Raw genomic sequence first — 22,444 nt, 5'->3', positions numbered from 1 at the left:
CGGCTTATGCCGCCGCTCCTGCCGCCGGACATCAGACGGGTCGATCCTCGCACAGGATCAGAGGATGAGCGGACGGGCGTCTATCGACTTCTCGCGAAGTCTCCTTCTACCACAGCGGTTATCGAATGGAAGGAGGTGGCAGAATCTGGGCAACTGAACTGCCGTACACGACCCTGAAGAGACAATCGACCTCCGACTGCCCGCCTTTCGCTCAGAGGTGTACAGCGGACATTCAGAATATTAGCTCTGGGAGGTGTCCGTCGGCTGCTGCGGCCGACTGGCGTCTTCGCAGCGCTGCGGAAAACTTCTGCTCCATCAACGGGCTTTATCGCCGCCGGAGTCCATTGACCGATCAGCGCCCACATCTTCCGCGCTCATCGGCAACGCAGGTGATCGAGCTTACTAAGCGTGATTCGGACTGTCATGCGTGCTCGAACCCGTAAGACGGGTAACACGATGAAAGTGGCTGCCCAGTTGTCCGAAAATGACAAACGGTTGTCCGGATCTGACCAAGCCACGACCGTCAGCACCGCGTCATCATGCAATGCGCTGGCAGGCGTGCTGACGCGTCCGGTGCAGCAGAGCGACATCTAGGCCGTCCGGGAAGTCCTCGTTTGACGCGCTCCGAAAACGTGTTGCCCGGCGATGATCGTCGGGCGGCTTTCAACTTCTTCGTTACGCTGGGTATTAGAACGATGACTAGTCGACTTAAACTGCGAATTGCGGTGCCGATTGCCTTTGTTGCTTTCGTCGGAATCGTAAGTCTTATAAATTTGCCCTATTGGCTGGCGTTCAAAAACGGGGTGCAAGCTTATCTATACGCGTATCCATTGATCACAATGGACATGACGAAGCGCGTAATGACCGCGCCCGCCCCGATGACCGAGGGTGACGTACAACGCAAACCCGGAGCTGGCCCGGCTAATCAGTTCAGTCATGTCAAGGCATTTCCCGACCATACATTCAAAGACGTTGTCGCTCCCAATGCCGATACGCTGTACAGCATCGCCTGGCTTGATCTGCAGGCGGAGCCAATGGTGCTCAGCATGCCGGACATGCACGATCGATGGGTGCTGATGGAGGTCCTGGACGCCTGGACAAACGCGTTCGCGTCCCTAGGCACCCGCCAATATGGTGCTGAGGCGAAGCAGTACCTGATCTCCGGGCCAGGTTGGAACGGAGCCGTACCAGATGGGATGATCCAGATAAAGTCACCCACTGCCATGAACTGGATCATTGGCCGCACCTATACGCGCGGCCCGGCCGATTTTGCTGCGGTACACCAGGTTCAGGCCCAATACCATTTGGTCCCGCTTTCGAGGTTTCTGCAGCATCAGGAAAATGATGCCGCGACGCCTCGCACTGATCTGTCGATCGATACCCAAACACCCGTTGTGACGCAGGTCGCTCGCCTGAATGCACAGGAATACTTTTCGCGCATGTCCATGCTGATGGGAGACAATCCGCCAAGTCCGGCGGACGCGGCTATGGTGGAGAAACTTCGCCATCTCGGCATTGAACCGGGTAAGCCGCTCGTCTGGAAGCGGATGGACCCGACGACACGTCGTGCTCTCGAAGATTCGGTCTGGTTTGTGCGGGCGTTGTTCGACGCGAGATCGCCGGGAACCCAAGGTCTGACAGATATCAATCCAGTAGAACGTGCGTTGTTCAGAGCGACGACATCGGCAATGGACAAAGTCCTGCTCAATGTCCGCAATGGCTGGCGGATTCCGCTGAACCTGGGGCAATACGAGACACGCTATCCTCTACGGGCCATTGTGAGCCTTGTTGGGTTGGGAGCGAACGGGCCGAAGGATGCGGTCTATCCCATGACCGCGATTGACGCAAAGGGGAATCCGCTAACCGGAGAAATCCGGTACGTTCTGCATTTCGACCGCGACAGGCTACCGCCCGCGAAGGCATTCTGGTCGCTCACGATGTATGACGACAAAATGTTCTTTGTCGATAACTCCATCAGACGGTATGCAATTGGCGATCGCGACGCCTTGCACTTCAATCCCGATGGTTCGCTCGATCTATGGCTTCAACATTCGCGGCCCAGCGACGAAAAAGTGTCGAACTGGCTCCCGGCCCCCCCAGGTCGATTCAAACTCATGCTGCGCCTATACGACCCCAAGGCGGAGGTTCTTGACGGGAAATGGGTTCCCCCGTCCGTTCAGCAGCTGACAAACGGGTAATTTCCGCTGCGGTAGAACAGTGAGTGAACCTCTCGCCGCAGCTGTCAGGACGTGCCGCGCAGCACGACGCCGTGGATGTGGCGTGCGCGGCACCGCGCCCGGTATCTAAGTGATCATTGGGATCGATGCGATTCAGCGTAACCGGTGGGACTGATGCCCTTGTAACGGCGGAACCCCCGGCTGAAATTGGCGATGTCCGTAAAGCCAAGGCGGAAAGCGATTTGTGAAACAGTCAATTCGCCGGCCTCCAGAAGTTCGCATGCACGCTCAAAACGAACACGCTGCGAAACATCGCGAAAACTTAAGCCCTCCCGACTGAGGTAGCGGCTGATCGTACGCGACGTGATATTTAGCGAGCGTGCCACATCCTCAAGCGTGAGTTGCAGATTCTCACTCTCGCGCACCATCATCGTGACGAACTCGCCCCACTCGCCTCGCCGGGGCGATCTGCGAGACAGTGCTTCACACTGGGCCTCTGCCTGTCGTACGACGCGCTCGTCCGCCATGGGTAGCGGCTTGTCCAGCATATCGGTCGAGATTCTGACGGTCACGCCGGGTACCCGCGATTCGCCGAAGTGAAAGCGCGCCGGTCCGTTCCCATGATAACGGTGGGCATGAGGCGGTGCCTCCATCGAGAGATAAATGTCGTAGCCTTCGTTGTCCGTTCCCAGCAGCATCTGGGCTTGCACATGGAACGACATCGCTAGCGCTTCGAGGAAAAACTGCAGCGTGCGGTTGTGCATCACCGCGGAGGGCGTAAATGCGATTTCTGCGTATTTTCCGCGCCGCTCATAGCGCATCGTGAAAATCGGAACGATCAGGTGATAAAAGCGCACCGCGAGCCGCAGAATCTGGTCGACGTTTCGGCTGCTGAGCAGCGCGTAGCCAAGCGGGCCGTGTGAATTGAGGCGAACCTGTCGTCCCAGTTCGTAGCCCAGATCATTACGCCCGGTTATCCGGGATGCGACGTCAATGAGGGCTTCAAGCTCGGGGATCGTGAGCGTGCCCTCCGGGTCCTCGAGACCCTGCACATTGATGTTCGCGTTCGCGAGCAAGCGCTCGTAGTCGGGAGTGTGTGCACGCAGAATCTCTCCAATCACCGCGTAGTAGCGACTGGGAACACGGTCCGCAGTGATGCCCACAATTGGTCTCCGTATCTGGTCTGGTTGCCAAATATTTCGCCTGTCTGAAAGTGACAAGCAGGTGTCTCATTCTGACCAAGCCAGCGATGCTATTCAAGCTCGATCATGTCGTTACGCAAGCACAGCGGGGCACATCGTACGAACAAAGGTGTTCTGCGTGATAGCGCTGATAACCCTGATCTGGAGACTCAAGCATGTTTTATGAAAAAGTGGCCACCGAGTGCATTGATGATGCGTCAATTCCGTGGGTCCCGTTCACGCCGTACTCGACTGATGTCCTCGTGAAGTACTTCAAGCTCGACCCGACACGCGGCGAAACAATCACGCTCCTGAAGGCACCCGCTGGCGCACAGATGCCGAAGCACCATCACACCGGCACGGTCATCGTCTACACGATAAAGGGTCGCTGGAAATATGCCGAGCATGACTGGGTCGCGGGTCCTGGCAGCATCGTTTTCGAAACGGCCGGCTCCAGTCACACGCCGCTGGCATTGCCCGGCGATGACGAGATCATCGCGCTGAACATCGTCCAGGGCGATCTCCTCTACCTGAACGACAACGATCAGGTGATCGCGAAGGAAAACTGGAAGACCGGTATGGAGCGCTATCTCGCGTACTGCGAGGCAAACCGCCTGATCCCCAAGGACCTGACGGCATTCGGTGGTTGACCGCACGCTGGTCGGCGCGCCGCAAATCCTTACGGCCGCCTGCCGACCGGCCGCTCAAGTTCGCTAGTTCATGAGATGCATATGAAAATCAGTATTTTGCGGGGTAAGCGGGTCCTTGTTACGGGTGCGGCGGCGGGCATTGGCTATGCGACCGCGCTGGCGTTCGCGCGGCGAGGCGCAAATCTCGTCATCGCCGATATTGATGAGCGGCGGCTGGACGAGGCGCGCAAGGCGATCGACGAGCTGGGCGTTCACTGCTTTGCCAGGATAGCCGACGTTTCGAACCAGGCCAGCATGCAGGCCTTCGCCGATGCCGTCCACGATCAGGTGGGCGCCGTAGACGTCCTTGTCAACAACGCAGGCATCGGCTATCTGGGGCCGTTTATCGGCAGCCCGCTCGAATCATGGAACCGCACCTTTGGCGTCAACGTGATGGGGGTGGTGCACGGCTGCCACTACTTCCTGCCAAGGATGATCGCGGCGGGTGGTTGTAGGCGGATCGTCAACGTCGCCTCGCTGGCGGCGATTGCGCCGGCACCGAACATGAGCGCGTATGCGGCGACAAAATCCGCCGTTCTGGGATTCTCGGACGTGCTGACGATGGAACTGAAAATCGCCGGAACTTCAGTTGGTGTGACCACCGTGTGCCCGGGGGTTATCAACACCGATATCACCAGTTCGCGTGCCAACGTCGCAGACGCAATCAGCGACTCGCAGTTGACCACGCTTCAGGCCTACTACCGGAAGAACGGGGCAAGTGCCGATCTCGTCGCCGATGCGATCGTCAATGCCGTGATGGTCGGAGAGGCGATCGTGCTGGTCGGGCCATTCGCGCGCCTCATGTACAACGCGAAGCGGCTGTCACGCCGTCTGGTCGAAAAGCTGATGCTCGCCGAGGCAAAAAAGCTCGGCTATTCGTAACACTCGCAATCGGAGGACTCCGCTAACCGGGCGCCGCAAGGACGCACGTCGATGGCCTCGTCCTCGGAGCGCGGTGTCGCCTGCGACTCTGCTTTAGGGAATGGACTGCCGAAATGAACGGCTTGATGCTGCAAAAGCAGTTGCTGATTTCGTCACTGATCGTGCATGCGGATCGCCATCACGGCGATACCGAAATCGTGTCGCGCCGGGTGGAGGGTGACATCCATCGTTATACGTTCCACGATTGTCACCGCCGTGCGCGCCAGGTGGCCAATGCGCTCACCCGCCTGGGTGTCAATGCGTCTGATCGAATCGGCACGCTGGCGTGGAACGGCTATCGACACCTGGAACTGTACTACGGCATATCCGGGATGGGCGCGGTGATGCATACGATCAATCCGCGCCTGCACGCGGACCAGATCGCCTATATCGTTGATCACGCGGAAGACCAGTACCTGTTCTTCGATCTGACCTTCCTGCCGCTGGTCAAGGCCATTGCCGGCAGCTGCAAGTCGGTCAAGGCATTCATCGCGATGACCGACCTCGCGCACTTGCCGCGGGATACTGGCATTGCCAACCTGCTGTGTTATGAAGATTTGCTCGATCGGAGTTCCACCACTTACGCGTGGCCGAGCTTCGACGAGGATACCGCCTGTACGTTGTGCTACACATCGGGGACCACCGGGAATCCGAAGGGCGTGCTGTACTCGCATCGCTCATCGGTGCTGCACACCTATGCAGCTGCGCTGCCGGATGCCCTGAACTGCTCGGCGCGCGACGTGATCCTGCCGGTGGTGCCGATGTTCCATGTCAACGCGTGGGGCCTTCCCTATATCGCATGCATGGTCGGGGCCAAGCTGGTTTTCCCCGGCCCCGGGCTGGACGGCAACTCGCTGTACGAGTTGATGGAGGCTGAGCAGGTCACCTTCGCGGCCGGCGTGCCCACAGTATGGCAAGGCCTGTTGACGCATCTGGAACGAGGCGGCCTGACATTCTCGACCCTGAAGCGCACCGTTGTTGGCGGCGCAGCCTGCCCGCCCGCGATGCATCGCAAGTTCCAGGATGGGTACAGCGTAGAGGTGTTGCACGCGTGGGGCATGACCGAACTGAGTCCGCTCGGGACGGTCGGCGCACTGAAGCGCAAACACCTGGCGATGCACCCGGAAGACCGCTGCGCCGTGCAATCCAAACAGGGTCGCGCCGTGTTTGGCGTCGATATGAAGATTGTCGGCGCGAACGGCCAGGAACTGCCGTGGGACGGCGTGAGCTCGGGTGATCTGCTGGTGCGCGGCCCATGGGTGGTGCGCAACTACTTCCGCAATGAAGGCGGGAACCCTCTTCAAATCGACGCTGAAACTCACGGCTGGTTCCCGACCGGCGATGTCGCGACCATTGACGCCGACGGCTTCATGCAGATCACTGATCGCAGCAAGGACGTGATCAAGTCCGGCGGCGAATGGATCAGCTCGATCGAAATCGAGAACCTCGCAGTCGCGCACCCCGCGATCGCGAGTGCGGCCTGCATTGCGGCAAAGCATCCGAAGTGGGATGAGCGGCCACTGCTGCTCGCTGTGAAGCAGCCCAATGCCCAGGTGACGGCAGAGGATTTGCTCGCGTTCTTCGACGGAAAAATCGCCAAATGGTGGACACCGGACGCTGTTGTGTTTGTCGATGCGGTGCCGCTTGGCGCCACCGGCAAGGTGTTGAAGAACCAGCTGCGCGAAGCGTTTCAGGACTATCTGTTGCCCTCATGAGGGGCAGGCTGTCTTTTTTGTGTTGAGCATGGATGCAGCTCGTTACGGGTTTTCAAAGCAATAAAACTGGAGACGCAATGAAAGTGAAATGGGCAGCGGCGGCCGCGGTGGCTGCAATGGGAAGCACGGCATACGCACAATCGTCGGTGACGCTGTACGGCGTCGTCGATTCGGGGCTGTTATATCAAAGCACCGCGGCGGCCTCGTTCAGTCCGGCGGCGAAGAACCTCGGAGCGGTCTATCGCTTCAAGGATGGCGGTGTCTACTCGAGCATCTGGGGCATGAAGGGTAGCGAGGACATTGGCGGTGGCTACCACGTCAACTTCAAGCTGCAAGGGGCGTTCGACAGCGGTACCGGCAAGCCCGGCCTCGCCGATACGGCCGGCGCGACCGCGATCTTCAACCAGGTGGCGACGGTCGGCGTGTCAGGCCCGTTCGGCTCGGTCAATGCGGGCCGGCAGATCGTGCCGATGGCCTACGCGATGGCGGAAACAGACGTTCGCTCGGCGCAGTATTTCGGCAGCATCCTGACCGCGTGGATCGGCATGAACACCGCGGCAGGCTGGCCGGGCACCAGCACCAACGGGCCGATCGGTGCGCTGTACGACAGCAATGCGATCGTCTACGAGTCACCAAAATTCTACGGCGTGTCGGGCTTGCTCGAATACGCGCCGGGCGGTGTGGCGGGCAGCTTCCAGGGCGGCACGCGCGAATCTGCGGTGCTGAAGTACTCGAACTACGGCCTCAATTTGTCAGCCGTGTATTACGTTGGTCACGACACCAACCCTGGCGCGACGACGGTTGCCACCGGACTTCTTAACAACCGCTACTGGTATTTGGGTGCGAAATATACGACGCTCAACGGCATCTCGATGTCCGCATCGTATAGCAACGGTGCGAACCCCGCGACGAAGAATGCCGCGAATCCGTTCGGTGGCACCAGCCTCGACCTGTATTCGGGTGGTCTGGGCTATCAGGTCTCGTCGGCCGTGAAGCTCACGAGCGGCGTGTATTACCTGAGGGACCGCAACAACTCGAAGAACAAGTCGCTGGTGGTCGCGGGCGGCGCCGAATACAGTCTGTCCAAGACCTCGCTGGTTTATAGCCAGGTCGGTTGGGTGAACAACCATGGTGATATGACCCAGACGATCACCTACGGTCAGCCGGTGGCGCCTGGCATGGGCACAGTGGCGGTCATGGTGGGCCTGCGTCACGCGTTCTGATTGTTCCGGAAAGCGACCAGCGCAACTGTTGCACGCGACACCCGCCGCCTATTCGCTAAAACGCTCGGCTCGTTTTTCACACAAGTGTGGGCTATGAGACTGCCACCTCGGACATGGCGCGCAAAACGATGCAGTGCCTTATAGACTGTACGCTACCAAAAGAGCCTCAGCGGTGGGTTCGGCCGTGGTGGCAGCGCCATGCGAATCCCAGCAGATGTCGCCTTTATGGCGAACTCCGGACGCTCGGAGGCGCAGATCTAGCGATCCTCCAACGGCGGCTAGTGGCCGTTGTCCGCGCGATGGCGCTTGTCGCCGGGAAAATAGCCGGCGGCGCTGCGCTGCGGCGGTCCCGAACCGAAATTCCCGGTTTCTGTGGCACGATTCACCGTCCGCTTCACTGATACCGTCACTGCCAACCGGCCACTGCGTCAAGACGATTGAAATAGTCGAAGAAATCCAAGGTCCGCGATTTCACGAACTCTGGCATCCGGCAACGTTCCGCACTACCACCGCTTTGCGGCGTGCTATTTCTCCGAGACCGGATTGACGGACGAGGCCGTTTCTTCCGCATCGTCTCGCGCGATGCCCGGCGTCGCCTCACGGACCGATTGCCGCAAGCGCGTGAACGCCTGGCTCGTGCGTGCATCGCGTTGGTCGCGTGCGTCGTAGAAGTCCTTGCTGAGCCACTGGCCGAGACTCATCATCAGCGAGCCCAACGCGCTCTTGAAGCGCACCCATGCGTTGCCGGTGCGCGCCAGTTGCGCGGCCGCCTCGACCGCCTCGGCGGCGAGCCGGTCCAGTTCCGCGTGCAGATAGTCGGCGAAATGATGCAGGCCATGCTGATTGCCATTCGACGATTTGCGCTCCAGTTCGACGTGCTGCGCAATCAGCGATTGATTGGGCACGCGAATAAACGGCGGCGTATCGGTGCGCGCGCCGCCGCCACGGCGAATCGCCACACCGAGGTTCGCGGACGCCTCGGTGCGCTTGCCGAGCGGTGGCATTTGCCACTTGTCGCACAGGTACTTCAGCAGGCTGCAATGATCGAATCGTTCGTTGCACACGCCGGCTTCGCACCACGGTGACACCAGGATGGCGGGAACACGCACGCCGAGTCGTTTGAAATCGAAGCTCGCGGTGTGGTCGTCGGGCGCGAGCGCGTCGGCCGGCGGCGATACGTGGTCGTAGAAACCGCCGTGCTCATCGTAGAGGACCACCAGTAACGTGCGCTCCCACAGCGCCTGATTCGAGCGCAGCGCATTGTAGGTATCCGCGATCAGCTTCTCTGCCTTCATGATGTTGTGCGGCGGATGATCGTCGTTCTGCGCTTCGCCGAAGTACTTCGGCTCGACCAGTACGAATTGCGGAAACTGACTGGCGGGTCCCGCTGCGTCCTCGAAGAATTTATCGAAAGAGCGGTAATTCGCGAGGTTTTCCGCGCGTCGCTGGTTCTTCAGCAGCAACGAGGCGGGGAAGTCGTAGAAATAGACGCTCCACGTTTTGCGCGCGGCGTTCAGCCGATCGAAAATCGTGTCCTGATCCTGCTCGGTGTACCAGCGCGGATTGAGCCCGTCGAGTCCCGAAGGCATTCCGATCTCGCCTTTCGACGTACCCGTCAGCGCGAAAAAACGGTTGGGCCACGTCGGCCCCGGCAATGACGAGAACCACCGGTCGCACACGGTGAATTGCGAACCGAGCGTGTGCAGCGCGGGCAGAAAGCCGAGCGGGTAATAGCCCATCACGTCTTGCCGCGCGGCGAGGCTGCTCTTCGGGTAGTCCTTCACGAACGTACGCACGAAACCGCTGTTGTCGGCGGCGATCTGTTCCATCACGGCCTTGTGCTCGTGATTCGGATCGTGCTTCATCTGCCGCTCGCGCGTTTCACGCGGATAGAAGGTGTGGCCTTGACCGTCGGCGTTCGATTTGCCGGCCGCGTTGCGCACGCCGTCCAGTTTGTCGTGCACGGCGTCGAGGCAGCCGAGCATCTGGTCGAACGAGTGATTCTCCATCAACAGTAGCACGACGTGTTCGATCGGATCGTTCTGCGCGTTCTGCTCGACGTCACTCATCTTCTATCGCTCCACTCGGGACGGGATGGACTTCGCGTTGCCAACTTAGCGCAAAACGCGCGCTGGCGAAAGAGCCCTGCTTTGAGGCGGACATGCACGCGACGGTCAATGTACTTCGTCGCGTGCATGATTCGCTTAGCGTAGCTTCGACTCAACTGCCGCCCGAGAAGATCGGACCTTGTCCGCCCGGCGCGAACGATGGGAAGTGGTCGCCGGACGGCGCGGCCGCCGCCGGTGCGTGCGCTCCCGACTGCGACGCCGGTTCGCGCAACGTCAACGCGCTATCGGCCGTGATCGGCACGCTCGGCTTCGCGAGCAGTTCGGTCTTGCGCATCGAGCCGACCGACGTGCCGAAGTAATAGCCGATGATGCTGATCCACGCGGTTCCCAACGCGCCGACGATCACGTTGACGAGATCCTTGTTGGTACCCGGCAAAGGCTGGAACGCCATCAGCAGCAAAATGCCGAAGAAGCCGGTGGTGACGGCCATGGCGAGCACCTTCGGGACCCAGTCGCGATTGGCGACACCCATCGCACGTGCATTCGCGGTGTCGCTCGCGGCGATGCGGGCCATGTCGGCGTCGTGCGCGAGGCTCGACTGCGCGGCCGTCACCATCAACTGCTGCAATTGCAGCGAATTCGCGCTTTCGGCCTGGCGGAGTTTTTCGAGTGCGCCGGGGTCGTTCAACGCGGGTTCCACGAAGGCCGGGTCGCTCGGCGTGCCGAGCGCGTGCGAGATGATCGCGGCGGCAGCGGTCACGCCGAGGCCGACCGGACCACCCACGAGCCCGGCGAGAAGCGGGGCGGTGCTATTGATATTCTTCGCAACTTTAGACCAGTCCATCATGCTGCTCCCAGGAGAAGATTGGCTGCCATGCGTTCGGTCCAGCCGCGGCTGAAATTCGGCCACGAATGCAGGTTCCGCAGGTACCGCAGACGATACGCGGCGAAGCGCATCACGAACTTCATCGGATCGGCGTTCTTGACCGCATCGAGCGTGTCGGGGCCGAACTTGCCGTCTTCCGTGGCGCCGGACGCTTTCTGCATCCACAGCACGACGAGGCCGCCGTTGTAGTTCGCATCGAAAATCTGGAAAGCCACGCGCGGATCGAGTTCGTCGAGATGCAACGGGTCCCAGTACCTGCGCTTGGCGATCTGATGGGCGGTATCGAGCGGCAGGTCTTTCATTGCGCCGTTATAGCCCTCACTGCGCGCGACGCGCGCTGTCACACCCCACATCGTTTCGCCGCCTGGATCGGCCGGATTGAAGCTGTACCCGCCTTCGTTTCCGATCAAGGCTTTGAATGCATCTTCGAAGCTGTCCATCGAACTGTCTCCTGTTCGGCTGTGTTGCCAACTCAAATGGCGAATGCGCGCGGCTCAGGCCGCTCGCATCGCCCGTCCTACGGCGTCGCGTACCGTATCGAGCGATGCCCGAAGCGGGTACGACGTCATGGGATTCGAAACGGGCGTGACGCGCAGGTCAGGCCTCGATGTCCGGGTGTCGGCTTCGTCGGGCGATGCGTCCGTCGAGAGCGCCAGCTCGCGTTCGCGCGCCGACAACGTGCCGGCGTCGAGCTGCAATGCCTGTGCATACTTGCGCGCGGCCTCGCGCAGCGCGCCTTTGTGTTCCAGCGCGTGGCCCCATTCCACATAGGACGGCGCGAGATCGGGACGCAACGCGACGGCGTGCGACAGCTTGTCGATTGCTTCGTCGTCGTGGCCGGTTTTGACGAGCGCCTCGGCCCAGTCGTGCAGCGTGTCGACGGAGTCGGGGTTCATCTTGGCAGCCTGCCTGAATGCTTCGAGTGCTTCGCGATCGTGCTTGTTCGAATGCAACAGCACGTCGCCGAGCAGTCGCAGGTTTTCAGCGGTACGCGACTTTTCCTTCGCGCCGGCCCGCAGTTCCTTTAGCGCATCGTCGATGCGGTTCTGCTGTTCGAGCGCAATGCCGAGACCCGCGCGCAGCACCGCCGAGTGCTTGTATTGGGTCAATGCTTCACGGATCTGCTGCTCGGCCTCTGTGGAGCGCTGCTGACTGTCGAGCAACCACGCCTTGCCCGCCACTGCCCATTGGGCTTGCTCGGATGAGGGCAACGCGAGGACTTCGTCATAGATCCCGACGATCTCGCGATAGTCGCATTGCGCGAGCGAGCATTTGGTCTTTTGCACCTGCGTGAACAGATGACTGGCGAGGATGTTAGGTTCGGCGAGGCGCATCGCCGTGACTGCGATGTCGTGCACGAGCTTTTCGAGGTCGCGCCCTTCGAACGGCACCGTGCTTTCGCGGCCGTTGAACGGTCCGTGTTCTATCTGCACGTGCGCGACGTATGAATCCGCGCTGCTATTCGTCTTCGTGATGCCGATGTGCACGGCGACATCGTCGCGTTGGAGCACGCCCTTGATGAAGCGCACCGTCGTCGCATACGACATTTCCTGACCCGGAATCTGGATGTCCTGCTGCGCGTCGTTGCTGGTCATCGTGTCGTGCGGAATCGATTCGGCATCCTGGCCGATTTCCTTCATCGCCGACATGATCCGCTCGGCGAGAAAGTTCGCCGTATAGCCGCGCTCGGTCAGCGTTTGCGGTGTCTCCACCGGCGGTACCAGCAATTGACGCGTGAGCACGCCGCGCACGACGAGGCAGATGGAACCGATCGTCAGTAGGATGAACAACCAGGGCAAGACATACGGCCAGAGGCGTTTCGGTCCGCGGCCGATCACACCGGCGGTGTGCAAGCCGAACAGCACGAATCCGCTCGAATGATGACGATCGCGGCGATTCGCGGTGTTGGCGCGCATGAACGGGCCGCCGTACCCGTTGGTTGACCGGCGTTGACTCTGTGCACTCGACATGACTCACCTCGCTTCGATCCGCGATCGATGTTGGCAATCGCCTGACTTGCGCGGTGGGTATGCATCGAACGTGCCATAGCGCATGGAACGGACTGGCAGCCGGATGTTGGCTTCTGGCGGGGGATTGAAAGAGAAAAGTGTTGCGAGGTGGCCAACGTATTGCGAAAAACAGTTTGCTGGCGGGAGACAGGATGTGCGTTAGCAAATAAAAATGCCGCTCAGTCCAGAAGACTGAGCGGCATCGGTGAAGCGAACTACTGTTTGTGGACTCTGCGCTGCCGTGGCTTAAACAGAACTCGGCCGCCACTTCAACAATCGACTCTCCACCGCGGTCAGCAGGTAGTCGGCGGCAAGCGCGACCACCGCCAGCACGATCATCGCCGCGAACACGCCGGCCGCATTGAACGCGCCCTGGGCGGTGGAGATCAGCAAACCGATGCCCTGCTTCGAGCCGAGAAACTCGCCGACCACCGCGCCGACCAGCGCGAAGCCGAAGCTCACGTGCAGGCTCGCGAGAATCCAGCTGAGCGCCGACGGAATCACGACCGAGGTCGTCACCTGACGGCGCGACGCGCCGAGAATCTGCGCATTCGCGATCATGTAGCGATCCGCTTCGCGCACGCCCTGGAACGCGTTGGCGAACACGACGAAAAACACCATCACGACCGCGAGCGCGACTTTCGACGCCATGCCGAGCCCGAGCGCGATCACGAACACCGAGCCGAGCACGACGCGCGGGATCGAGTTGGCGATCTTGATGTAGAGGCTGAACACGTCGGAGAGCAGCTTGTTGCGGCCGAGCACGATGCCGCAGAAGATGCCCCCGATCGAACCGATGATGAAGCCGAGCCCCGTTTCCTCGAGCGTGACCCACACCTGCGTGAGCAGCGGCCCTTGCGAGGTACCGTTCACGAACCAGTCGACGATCTGAGCGAAGATCTCGGTCGGCATCGAGAAGAAGAAAGGGTCGATCCACTTCAGGCGCGCGGACAGTTCCCAGCCGCCGAGCACGACCACGAGCAGGAGAATGCGCAGCGAAATCACCAGAACCTGGCGCTGGCGGATCTTCTTCTGCGCAATACGCTCGACGTGAGCGAGCGACGCGGCGTCGATGCCCGAGGGCATCATCTGTTGAGAGGGTGTAGACATGTTTGCCGTTCCTTGATTAACCGATCTGCACTTCTTCGCGCAGGTCATGCCAGATATCGCGCGAAATTTCGATGAAGCGTGAGTCGTAGCGGATCTCCGATGTGACGCGCGGTCGCGGCAGATCGATTTCGTAGACTTTCTTCAGCGTGGCGGGGCGGGCAGTCAGCACGAACACGCGGTCGGCGAGCGCAATCGCTTCTTCGAGGTCGTGCGTGACGAACACGACCGAGCCGGCGCCGCCCCACAATTGCAGCAACTCGTCCTGCATCAATGTGCGCGTCTGCATGTCGAGCGCCGAGAACGGCTCGTCCATCAGCAGGATTTCCGGCTTGTTGATGAAGGTCTGCGCAAGCGCGACGCGCTTGCGCATGCCGCCGGACAATTGATGCGGATAGTGCTTGCCGAACTTGTCGAGGCCCACGCGGCGCAGCCATTCGTTCGCTTCGTCGTAAGCGGCCGATTTCGAGCGGCCGCGATACAGCGGACCCGCCGCGACGTTGTCGAGCACCGAGCGCCACGGAAACACCGCATCGGCCTGAAACACGAAACCGATGCGCGGATCGATGCCGTCCACCGGCGCGCCCATCACGCGCACTTCGCCGGTGGTCGGCTTCAGCAAGCCGGTGATCATGCTGAGCGTGGTGGACTTGCCGCAGCCGGTCGGGCCGACCACCGCGACGAATTCGCCGCGTGCCACCGACATGCTGAAGTCGCGCAGCGCGATCGTGGCCTTGCCGTCCGGGGAAATGAAACGGCACGACACGTTGCGCATTTCGATCGCTGGCGTCTCGCGTGACATAGGTTGATTCATCGGCGGGTGCCTCGCAGTTCTGTGAATATGAAGGAAGCGTTACTTCGACGCGGTCTTGACCGGCGCCGACACGTAGTCGTTGGTGTAGGTCTTGGCGAGATCGATATGCTTGCCCTTCACCGACGGATTGAATGCGGACAGCACCTTCAGCACCGTATCCGGGCCGTCGGCGGGCATCTTGCCGTCCTTCGTGAACATCGGCAGCGACGCCTTCAGCGCGTTCACGTACAGGTCCTTGTTGTTGCCGTAGTAGTCCTTCGGCATCTGCGCGGCGATGTCCTCGGCGCTATGCGTCGCGATGTAGTTCAGCGTCTTCACGAACGCATGCGAGAGCTTCGCGGCCTCGTCCTTGTGCGCTTCGGCCCACGCGCGCTGCACGTAGAAGCTCGAAGCGGGGTAGGTGCCGCCGAGCGCGGCGCGCGTGCCGTCCACGTTGCGCATGTCGACCAGCACCTTCGCGTCGCCGGTCTTGAGCAGTTGCGAGACGGTCGGCTCGGTGGTCATGCCGGCGTCGATGCGGCCTTGCTTGACGGCGGCGATGAAGCTGTTGTCCGCGCCGACCGGCAACATCGTGTATTGCGTCGACGGCACGCCCGCGCGCTGCGCGAGGTACTGCGTGAGGAAGCTGGTCGACGAACCGAGGCCGGTCACGCCGAGCGTCTTGCCTTTGACGTCGGCCATGCTCTTCAGCGAATCGGCCGCCTTCGTCGAGACCATTTCTACTTCGCCCGGCACCTGGCCGAAGACGACGAGCGCCTGCACTTCCTTGCCCTTGCTCTGCAGGTCGATCGTATGATCGTAGAAGCCGACCACGCCTTGCACCGCACCCGCGAGAAGTTCGTTCTCCGCATCGACACCGGCCGGCTGCGACAGGATCTCGACGTCGAGGCCTTCGTCCTTGAAGTAACCGAGCTGCTCGGTGAGCTTGGCCGGCAGATAGATGATCTTGGTGGCGCCGCCGACCATGATCGTGATCTTCTCGGCGTGAGCGGCGGCCGATGCGGCGGCAAGGGCGAACGCAACTCCTGATACAGCGGCAATCTGGCGCAAGGTACGCATGAAGCAGTCTCCTTAGGTGGGTCGCCGCGAGCGTGGTGCGCGGCGCTTTTCTGGGTCAATGGGGGCGATTATAGAAACGCGAAACCTTCTGGCAGCTTTCGGGGTTTGGCGCAAACCATGGGTGTTAACCCGAAAATGCGCCGAAAATGCGCCGAAATTGCGCGCGGATCGGCACTGCGCTCGCGGCGGGCACTGGACGTATGCGGCAAACCACACGGTATGCGCGCAGCCCCCTTGTTTTAATGCACAATCGACGACCTGACTTTTGCCGTTGCCGCCATGAAGCTGCTGCTGATCGAAGACAACCCCACGCTTGCGCACTGGCTCGCGAAAATGCTGGAGCAGGAAGCCTTCGCGCTCGACGCCGTGCAGGACGGCGATGAAGCCGACCGCCTGCTGCGCACCAATCACTACGACGTGATCCTGCTCGACCTGAACCTGCCGAAGCTGTCGGGCAAGAACGTGCTGCGCCGGCTGCGTCAGCGTGGCGACGCGACGCCGGTGCTGATCCTCACCGCGAGCGGCTCGATCGACGAGAAGGTGGAGCTGCTCGGCGCCGGCGCCGACGACTATCTGGTGAAGCCGTTCGAAGTGCGCGAGCTGATCGCGCGCATCAAGGTGGCGATTCGGCGGCAGTCGCCGTCGAAAGCGGGCGAGGTGGTGTGCGGCGATCTGTCGTTCGACATCGACACGCGCCAGTTCACGCTGAAGGGCGCGCCGCTGAATGTGACGCCGCGCGAGCGTTCGGTGCTCGAAGCGCTGATCTTGCGCCTCGGCAAGACGGTGACGAAGCCGGCGCTCGTCGATGCGATCTTCACGCTCGCCGACGAGCCGAGCGAGGATGCGGTCGAGATCTACATTTCGCGTCTGCGCAAGAAGCTCGATGGCAGCTCGGCCGCGATCGTCACGCTGCGCGGGCTCGGCTATCTGCTGCGCAAGCGGGAAGACGACCAGTAACGATGGCCAATAGCCTACGCATACGCCTGCTGTGGTGGCTGCTCGTACCGCTCGCGCTTTATGTGTTCGTGACCGGCAAGACCGAGTACGACAACGCGCGGCACACCGCGAATCTGGTGCAGGACAATCAGCTGGTCGCGTCGGCGCGGATGATCGCGGGCGAGGTCGAATGGAGCGACGGCTTTCTGCGTGTCGATGTGCCGCCCGCCGCGCTCGAGATCTTCGCATCGCCATATCGCGACCAGGTGTTCTATAGCGTGCGTGTCGACGATGGGCGGCTGCTCGCGGGTACGCCTGATTTCCCGCCGCGTCCGCTGCGGGCGCCCGACGTGCCGGATTCGTACTACACGCAGTTGCACGGCCAGCAGGTGCGCGCTGTCGACATCGTGCGGCTCATGTACGACAACGGCGCGACGCGTCCCGTGCGCGTGACGGTCGGCAAGACCGTGCGCTCGCGCGATGCGATGACGCAACAGCTGTGGCGGCCGCAACTCGTGCGCCAGCTCGAAATGATCGCGCTGGCGGTGGCGCTCGTTTGCATCGGGCTCACGTTCGAGTTGCGGCCGTTGATGAAGGTGAAAGACGAGGTGGCCGACCGCGATCCGATGCAGCTCGAACCGATTCGCGTCGAGCGTCTGCATACGGAACTGCGGCCCATCGTCGATGCGATCAATCAGTGCATCGCGCGGCTCGGCGTGCAGGTGGCGGCGCAGCGGCGCTTTATCGCCGACGCCGCGCATCAGTTGCGCACGCCGCTCACGCTGCTCGGCACGCAACTGCAATTCGCGCGGCAGCAGGAAGGCCTCAATCCCGCGCTCGACGAAGCGCTTGCCGCGATGCATCGAAGCAACCGTTCGATGGTCGGGCTCACCAACAAGCTGCTTTTGCTCGCGCAGGCCGAGGCCGCCGACAACTCGCAGCTCGCAATGGAACGCGTCGATCTGGTGCCGCTCGCGATGGAGGTCGTCGAAGATCTCGGCCTGCTCGCGCAGGCACGTGAAATCGATCTGGGCGCGGAATTGCACGGCGCGGCGCCGGTGCTCGGACATCGCGGCTTGTTGCAGGCACTGATCGCGAATCTCGCCGAGAACGCGATTCGCTATACGGGCAGCGGTGGTCACGTGACGGTCGCCGTGAACGCTGATACCGCGGCCAATGCGGTGACGGTCAGCGTGACCGACAACGGCCCCGGCATTCCGGCCGAATCGCGCAGCCGCGTGTTCGAGCCGTTCTTTCGTGCGTCGACGGATACCGAGGGCACGGGCCTCGGTCTTGCGATCGTGCGCGAAATCGCGGACGCCCATCACGGCGAGATCACGCTGAAGGCGGGCGAGGGCGGCAAGGGTGTGCATATCGCCGTGACATTTCCGCGCGCAACGCCGAAGTGATCGGGATAAACCCGAGGTTCGCGCAACATGCACAGCCGTGAAAAGCATCGGGAAGGGTTTGCACCTTCAAAATCACGGGCAGGCGACCCGCGCGGCGCCCAGACACAAGATAACGGAGACACCCCCAATGAAGCTTTCCTTGACGCGTTTCTCGCGCGCGGCCTATGCCGCCGTCGCGGCGTCGCTCGCGCTGTGCGCGCTCGCGAGACTTGCGACGTCTGCGCAAGCCGCCGCGCCGGAGAAACTCGCGATCATGGTGGGCGGTACCAACAAGCTCATCTATCTGCCGGCGCGTCTTGCCGAACGGCTCGGCTATTTCAAGGCCGAAGGGCTCGACGTCGAACTGCTGTCGCAGCCGACTGGAATAGACGGCGAAAACGAAATGCTCGCGGGCGCGGTGCAGGGCGTGGTCGGCTTCTACGATCACACGATCGATCTGCAGACACGCGGCAAGGAAGTGAAGACGATCGTCGTGTTCGGCCAGGTGCCCGGCGAAGTGCAACTGGTCGCGGCGAAATCGGCCGATTCGATCCGGAGCATGGCCGACGTGCGCGGAAAAACACTCGGCGTGACGGGGCTCGGTTCCTCGACGAGTTTTCTCACGCAGTACCTCGCACAGCGCGCGGGCGTGCGGTCCACGCAATACACGCTGCTGCCGGTCGGCGCGGACAGCAGTTTCATTGCGGCGATGCGGCAAGGACGCATTCACGCGGGTATGACGACCGAGCCGACCGTCACTCAACTATTGAAAGCGGGCGACGCCAAAGTACTCGTCGACATGCGCAATGTCGATGGCACGCGCGCCGCGCTCGGCGGCATGTATCCGGCGTCGAGCCTCTACGTGCAAAGCACGTGGCTTGACGCGCATGCCGACGTAGCCGCGAAACTCGCGCGCGCATTCGTCAAGACGCTGCGCTATATGCACACCCACAGCGCGGAACAAATCGCCGCGCAGATGCCAAAAGAAGACATCGGCAACGACAGGGCGCTGTATATCAGCGCATTGCAGGCCTCGCTGCCGATGTACACCGTCGACGGCAAGATGCCAGCCGACGGTCCGCAGACGGTGCTGAAGGTACTGTCGAGCTTCAATCCGGCGGTGAAGGGGCGGCATATCGATCTGTCGCGCACGTTTACCAATCAGTTCGTCGATGACGTGAAGCCTTGAAAGCGGGCTGACCGCGTGGGTCGCTCCTGGTTCAGGACAATGCGCTGCTGTCGTCGATGCGGATCATCGGCGAGGATATCGACTGGGACAACGGCTCCGTGACGATCCAGATTCCACCGGCCGCGCTCGAACTGTTCGAATCGCTGCGAATGCCACCTCACGACTTGCGCTCGCGTCCCGCACGCGTCTTGCCCGCTTCGCTCCTCGCGCGGGTCTGCGCCGCGAGTTCCTCGACCATCTCCCGCGCGGCCGTCTGCAACTCGGGCACATAGCGCCGCTTCGCTTCCGCGAGCGACACCGCGCGCGACAGAAACACTACGTTCAAACTCGCGAGCACGCGTTCCTCGAACACGATCGCGACGGCAACCGCGCCGATCTTCCCCTGATCCGCCCAGTCGCCGTGATTCGAGCCAAACCCATCCGCGCGCACGCGTCGCACGAGGCTGCGAATCAACGCGTCGTTCGACGCGAGCGCCTTCTGTTCCTCGCCGCCCGCGCCCGCGCGCAGCAGATCGAGAATGTCCTCGCGCTCCTCGTCGGGGCACATCGCGAAGTACGCGCGACCCGCCGCGGTCAGCAGGATCGGTAAACGGCGGCCGACCATCGCGCGATGAAACGATAGCGGACTGAAGCGGTGCGTGGTCTCACGGACGATCATCGCGTCGCCGTCGGGCGTGGTCAGATCGGACGGCCACGCGACGCGTTGCAGCAGACGCCCCATCACCGGCGGCGCGATCGTCGCGATGCGTTCGTCGTCGGTGAAGCCTTCGCTCAGCGCGCGCACCTTCAGCGTGAGCCGGAAGCTGTCGTCCGACGCGCTGCGCCGCACGAAGCCTTCCTCCATCAACGTTTCGAGCAGCCGCCGCGCGGTGGTGCGATGCAGGCCGGTCAGCTCGCTGATCTGCTGGCTCGTCGCGCGGCCGCTGTCCATCGAGTTGAGCGCCTGCAGCACCTGCAAGCCGCGCGACAGACCTCGCACATTCGTGTATTTCGTCACTTGAAACCTCAATCAAATCAACTATGTGCATTCTATGCACAATTTCCAGATTTTGTTGAGCGGGCAGGTGGCCGGTCCTAGACTGCCAACAAATCAACGATTTCATGGAGACGCAAGCTGTTGCCCGCAGGCGATTTTTCGCCATGGCGACAGCCGGTTCCCGCCGCCGCGCTCCGTGAATATCTCGACCCGGTCACGCTGGTCGACATACGGAGACAACATGCCCCAACCGCTCGACCCGGTGGCCGCGCAAGGCCACAGTGGACCCGTCACCACCGACGTCGCGATCATCGGCGCCGGCCCGGTCGGTTTGATGATCGCCAACTATCTCGGCCTGCAGGGCGTTCGCGTCGTGCTGATCGAAAAGCTCGACGGGATCATCGACTATCCGCGCGCAATCGGCCTCGATGACGAAGCGCTGCGCGTGTTTCAGTCCGTCGGCCTCGCCGATGCATTGCTGCCGCACACAACCCCCGATCACTGGATGCGCTTCGTCACGAGCAACGGTCATTGCTTCGCATCGATCGAGCCGCGCACCGACGAATTCGGCTGGTCGCGCCGCAACGCGTTCATTCAGCCGCTGGCCGATCGCGTGTTGTACGACGGCCTGCAACGCTTCCCGCATGTCGAGGTGCTGTTCGGCCACACGGTCGACTCGTTCACGCAGGACGGCAGCGGCGTCACGATCGAAGCGGAACACGCGCAGAGCGGCCGCCGCACGATCCGCGCGTCGTACGTGGTCGGTGCGGACGGCGGCAACAGCTTCGTGCGCCGCACCCTCGACGTGCCGTTCGAGGGCCGCACGAAACCGAATCAGTGGATCGTCGTCGACGTGCGCAATGACCCGATCGGCTCGCCGCACGTGTACATGCATTGCGATCCGCGGCGCCCGTATGTGTCGGCCGCGCTGCCGCACGGGATTCGCCGCTTCGAATTCATGGTGATGCCCGGCGAGACCGAGGAAGAGCTGTCGAAGCCGGAGAACATGGCCGCGCTGATCCGCAAGGTCGTCGCCGAGCCGGAGCAGGTCGACTACATCCGCAAGCGCGTCTATACGCACAACGCGCGCCTCGCGAGCAGCTTCCGCGTGAAGCGCGTGCTGCTCGCCGGCGACGCCGCGCACATCATGCCGGTGTGGCAGGGCCAGGGCTACAACAGCGGTATTCGCGACGCGAGCAACCTCGGCTGGAAACTCGCGATGGTGGTCAAGGGCGTCGCCGGCGATGCGCTGCTCGATAGCTACACCGCCGAGCGCCGTTCGCATGCGCGCTCGATGATCCACCTCTCTGAGGTCGCGGGCGACATCTTCGCGCCGACGAGCCGCTTCGGCATCAAGTTTCGCGATGCGTTCGTGCGTACGTTCAACTGGTTCCCGGCGGTCAAGCGCTACTTCGTCGAAATGCGTTTCAAGCCGATGCCACGCTATGAACGCGGCGTCGTATTGCTGGCGCGCACGCCGCGCAAGCGTGGTTGGCTCGCGCGCGCGCTCGAACGCGCGGGGCATTCGGCGCCGGGCCGCCTGCTCGGTCTGATGAGCGAGAAGCGCGAGTCGCGGCTCGGCCGTCTCGTGTATGGACGCGACCCGCATTGTCATTCGCCGGTCGGCCGCATGTTCATTCAACCGCGCGTGCGCACGGAGAGCGGCGAGGTCGTGCGACTCGACGATGTGCTCGGCAACCGCTTCGCGATCGTCGGCTGGGGCGCGGAACCGACCTTCGGTTTGTCGGAGCCGGCGCGTGCGATCTGGCAGCGGCTCGGCGGCTGCTTCGTGGTCGCGAAGCCGGACACGCAGCTGTCTTTCCATGACGACGTGCCAGAAGACGTCATCGCGATCGGCGATGTGAACACGCGGCTGAAGGACTGGTTCACGCGAGTGCCGGAATCGGTCGTGCTGTTGCGTCCCGATCGTTTCGTCGCGGGCATGGGCTCGCCGCAGCAGGTGTCGCAACTCGTCGTCGAACTCGCGCAGCAGCTGCATCTCGACGCGGCGGGGCGGGCCGACGTGGCCGGTTCTCGCAACGAAGCAGCGTTCGCGCCCGATGCCGTCGCCACTTTTGCCACCGCAGCAACCGCCGGAGCCTGAT

Annotated in this window: 18 protein-coding genes and 1 pseudogene; 10 read left to right on the top strand and 9 right to left on the bottom strand. The window is 62.1% G+C overall.

Annotated features, from left to right (window positions below):
• The first annotated feature begins 614 nt into the window (after positions 1-614).
• On the top strand, positions 615-2,198 hold the full coding sequence (locus OKW29_RS15930; RefSeq protein WP_429291712.1) for a DUF1254 domain-containing protein: 1,584 nt from the start codon (positions 615-617) through the stop codon (positions 2,196-2,198).
• Positions 2,199-2,311: 113 nt separating this feature from the next.
• Here the strand turns inward: OKW29_RS15930 and OKW29_RS15925 are convergent, their stop codons facing one another.
• Entirely contained in the window at positions 2,312-3,340 is a 1,029-nt protein-coding gene (locus OKW29_RS15925; protein WP_429291711.1) for a helix-turn-helix domain-containing protein, read from the bottom strand.
• Positions 3,341-3,534: 194 nt separating this feature from the next.
• Here OKW29_RS15925 and OKW29_RS15920 point away from each other — a divergent pair, with 194 nt between their 5' ends.
• From OKW29_RS15920 to OKW29_RS15905, 4 genes are all read left to right on the top strand, one after another.
• Positions 3,535-4,008: a 2,4'-dihydroxyacetophenone dioxygenase family protein gene (locus tag OKW29_RS15920; protein WP_429291710.1), complete on the top strand. Its 474-nt coding sequence runs from the start codon at positions 3,535-3,537 to the stop codon at positions 4,006-4,008.
• An 81-nt stretch (positions 4,009-4,089) separates the two neighbouring features.
• Positions 4,090-4,929 (top strand): SDR family NAD(P)-dependent oxidoreductase, encoded by an 840-nt coding sequence (locus OKW29_RS15915; RefSeq protein ID WP_429291709.1) that lies wholly within the window; start codon positions 4,090-4,092, stop codon positions 4,927-4,929.
• A gap of 113 nt (positions 4,930-5,042) precedes the next feature.
• Positions 5,043-6,683: a 3-(methylthio)propionyl-CoA ligase gene (locus OKW29_RS15910; protein WP_429291708.1), complete on the top strand. Its 1,641-nt coding sequence runs from the start codon at positions 5,043-5,045 to the stop codon at positions 6,681-6,683.
• A 77-nt stretch (positions 6,684-6,760) separates the two neighbouring features.
• Positions 6,761-7,906, top strand: a complete 1,146-nt coding sequence (locus OKW29_RS15905; protein WP_429291707.1) for a porin — start codon at positions 6,761-6,763, stop codon at positions 7,904-7,906.
• 524 nt (positions 7,907-8,430) lie between these two features.
• Here OKW29_RS15905 and OKW29_RS15900 read toward each other — a convergent pair.
• The 7 genes from OKW29_RS15900 to OKW29_RS15870 all read right to left on the bottom strand — a co-directional run bounded on the left by OKW29_RS15900 (position 8,431) and on the right by OKW29_RS15870 (position 15,850).
• Positions 8,431-9,975, bottom strand: a complete 1,545-nt coding sequence (locus OKW29_RS15900) for an alkaline phosphatase family protein (RefSeq protein ID WP_429291706.1) — start codon at positions 9,973-9,975, stop codon at positions 8,431-8,433.
• A gap of 151 nt (positions 9,976-10,126) precedes the next feature.
• Positions 10,127-10,819 (bottom strand): hypothetical protein, encoded by a 693-nt coding sequence (locus OKW29_RS15895; protein ID WP_429292516.1) that lies wholly within the window; start codon positions 10,817-10,819, stop codon positions 10,127-10,129.
• Complete coding sequence (locus OKW29_RS15890; protein ID WP_429291705.1) at positions 10,819-11,301, bottom strand: glycoside hydrolase family 108 protein; 483 nt, start codon at positions 11,299-11,301, stop codon at positions 10,819-10,821. Before OKW29_RS15890 ends, OKW29_RS15895 begins: the two co-directional genes overlap by 1 nt.
• Positions 11,302-11,355: 54 nt before the next feature.
• Positions 11,356-12,831 carry a tetratricopeptide repeat protein gene (locus OKW29_RS15885; RefSeq protein WP_429291704.1) on the bottom strand — a complete coding sequence of 492 codons (1,476 nt, stop codon included), beginning with the start codon at positions 12,829-12,831 and terminating at the stop codon, positions 11,356-11,358.
• 285 nt (positions 12,832-13,116) lie between these two features.
• A complete protein-coding gene (locus OKW29_RS15880; RefSeq protein ID WP_184061632.1) occupies positions 13,117-13,980 on the bottom strand; it encodes an ABC transporter permease in 864 nt (287 codons plus the stop codon).
• A 16-nt stretch (positions 13,981-13,996) separates the two neighbouring features.
• The gene (locus OKW29_RS15875; RefSeq protein WP_184024643.1) at positions 13,997-14,791 is read right to left on the bottom strand and encodes an ABC transporter ATP-binding protein; all 795 of its coding nucleotides are present in this window, start codon (positions 14,789-14,791) and stop codon (positions 13,997-13,999) included.
• A 39-nt stretch (positions 14,792-14,830) separates the two neighbouring features.
• Positions 14,831-15,850, bottom strand: a complete 1,020-nt coding sequence (locus OKW29_RS15870; protein WP_184024646.1) for an ABC transporter substrate-binding protein — start codon at positions 15,848-15,850, stop codon at positions 14,831-14,833.
• A gap of 279 nt (positions 15,851-16,129) precedes the next feature.
• On the opposite strand from OKW29_RS15870, the gene OKW29_RS15865 reads away from it, so the two are divergent.
• From OKW29_RS15865 to OKW29_RS15850, 4 genes and pseudogenes are all read left to right on the top strand, one after another.
• Positions 16,130-16,807: a response regulator gene (locus tag OKW29_RS15865; RefSeq protein WP_018423692.1), complete on the top strand. Its 678-nt coding sequence runs from the start codon at positions 16,130-16,132 to the stop codon at positions 16,805-16,807.
• 2 nt (positions 16,808-16,809) lie between these two features.
• Positions 16,810-18,195, top strand: a complete 1,386-nt coding sequence (locus tag OKW29_RS15860; protein ID WP_187619659.1) for a sensor histidine kinase — start codon at positions 16,810-16,812, stop codon at positions 18,193-18,195.
• A gap of 127 nt (positions 18,196-18,322) precedes the next feature.
• Positions 18,323-19,363: an ABC transporter substrate-binding protein gene (locus OKW29_RS15855; RefSeq protein WP_429291703.1), complete on the top strand. Its 1,041-nt coding sequence runs from the start codon at positions 18,323-18,325 to the stop codon at positions 19,361-19,363.
• A gap of 26 nt (positions 19,364-19,389) precedes the next feature.
• Positions 19,390-19,506 (top strand): annotated as a pseudogene (locus tag OKW29_RS15850) (sensor histidine kinase N-terminal domain-containing protein); the annotation flags it as partial.
• 14 nt (positions 19,507-19,520) lie between these two features.
• Here the strand turns inward: OKW29_RS15850 and OKW29_RS15845 are convergent.
• Positions 19,521-20,360 carry a DNA-binding transcriptional regulator gene (locus OKW29_RS15845; RefSeq protein ID WP_429291702.1) on the bottom strand — a complete coding sequence of 280 codons (840 nt, stop codon included), beginning with the start codon at positions 20,358-20,360 and terminating at the stop codon, positions 19,521-19,523.
• Positions 20,361-20,580: 220 nt separating this feature from the next.
• Between OKW29_RS15845 and OKW29_RS15840 the strand changes: the two genes are divergently transcribed.
• A complete protein-coding gene (locus OKW29_RS15840; RefSeq protein WP_429291701.1) occupies positions 20,581-22,443 on the top strand; it encodes a bifunctional 3-(3-hydroxy-phenyl)propionate/3-hydroxycinnamic acid hydroxylase in 1,863 nt (620 codons plus the stop codon).
• Position 22,444 lies beyond the last annotated feature (1 nt).

This window comes from Paraburkholderia sp. CI3 (genome assembly GCF_050436505.1).
In the GTDB taxonomy this organism is placed as follows: Bacteria; Pseudomonadota; Gammaproteobacteria; order Burkholderiales; family Burkholderiaceae; genus Paraburkholderia; species Paraburkholderia tuberum.
This window is presented reverse-complemented; position numbering and strand designations above follow the sequence as displayed.

Coding starts and splice junctions, on each gene's coding strand:
- OKW29_RS15920 (WP_429291710.1), top strand. CDS start 3,535: ATGTTTTATGAAAAAGTGGCCACCGAGTGCATTGATGATGCGTCAATT.
- OKW29_RS15915 (WP_429291709.1), top strand. CDS start 4,090: ATGAAAATCAGTATTTTGCGGGGTAAGCGGGTCCTTGTTACGGGTGCG.
- OKW29_RS15910 (WP_429291708.1), top strand. CDS start 5,043: ATGAACGGCTTGATGCTGCAAAAGCAGTTGCTGATTTCGTCACTGATC.
- OKW29_RS15905 (WP_429291707.1), top strand. CDS start 6,761: ATGAAAGTGAAATGGGCAGCGGCGGCCGCGGTGGCTGCAATGGGAAGC.
- OKW29_RS15900 (WP_429291706.1), bottom strand. CDS start 9,975: ATGAGTGACGTCGAGCAGAACGCGCAGAACGATCCGATCGAACACGTC.
- OKW29_RS15895 (WP_429292516.1), bottom strand. CDS start 10,819: ATGGACTGGTCTAAAGTTGCGAAGAATATCAATAGCACCGCCCCGCTT.
- OKW29_RS15890 (WP_429291705.1), bottom strand. CDS start 11,301: ATGGACAGCTTCGAAGATGCATTCAAAGCCTTGATCGGAAACGAAGGC.
- OKW29_RS15885 (WP_429291704.1), bottom strand. CDS start 12,831: ATGTCGAGTGCACAGAGTCAACGCCGGTCAACCAACGGGTACGGCGGC.
- OKW29_RS15880 (WP_184061632.1), bottom strand. CDS start 13,980: ATGTCTACACCCTCTCAACAGATGATGCCCTCGGGCATCGACGCCGCG.
- OKW29_RS15875 (WP_184024643.1), bottom strand. CDS start 14,791: ATGAATCAACCTATGTCACGCGAGACGCCAGCGATCGAAATGCGCAAC.
- OKW29_RS15870 (WP_184024646.1), bottom strand. CDS start 15,850: ATGCGTACCTTGCGCCAGATTGCCGCTGTATCAGGAGTTGCGTTCGCC.
- OKW29_RS15865 (WP_018423692.1), top strand. CDS start 16,130: ATGAAGCTGCTGCTGATCGAAGACAACCCCACGCTTGCGCACTGGCTC.
- OKW29_RS15860 (WP_187619659.1), top strand. CDS start 16,810: ATGGCCAATAGCCTACGCATACGCCTGCTGTGGTGGCTGCTCGTACCG.
- OKW29_RS15855 (WP_429291703.1), top strand. CDS start 18,323: ATGAAGCTTTCCTTGACGCGTTTCTCGCGCGCGGCCTATGCCGCCGTC.
- OKW29_RS15840 (WP_429291701.1), top strand. CDS start 20,581: ATGCCCCAACCGCTCGACCCGGTGGCCGCGCAAGGCCACAGTGGACCC.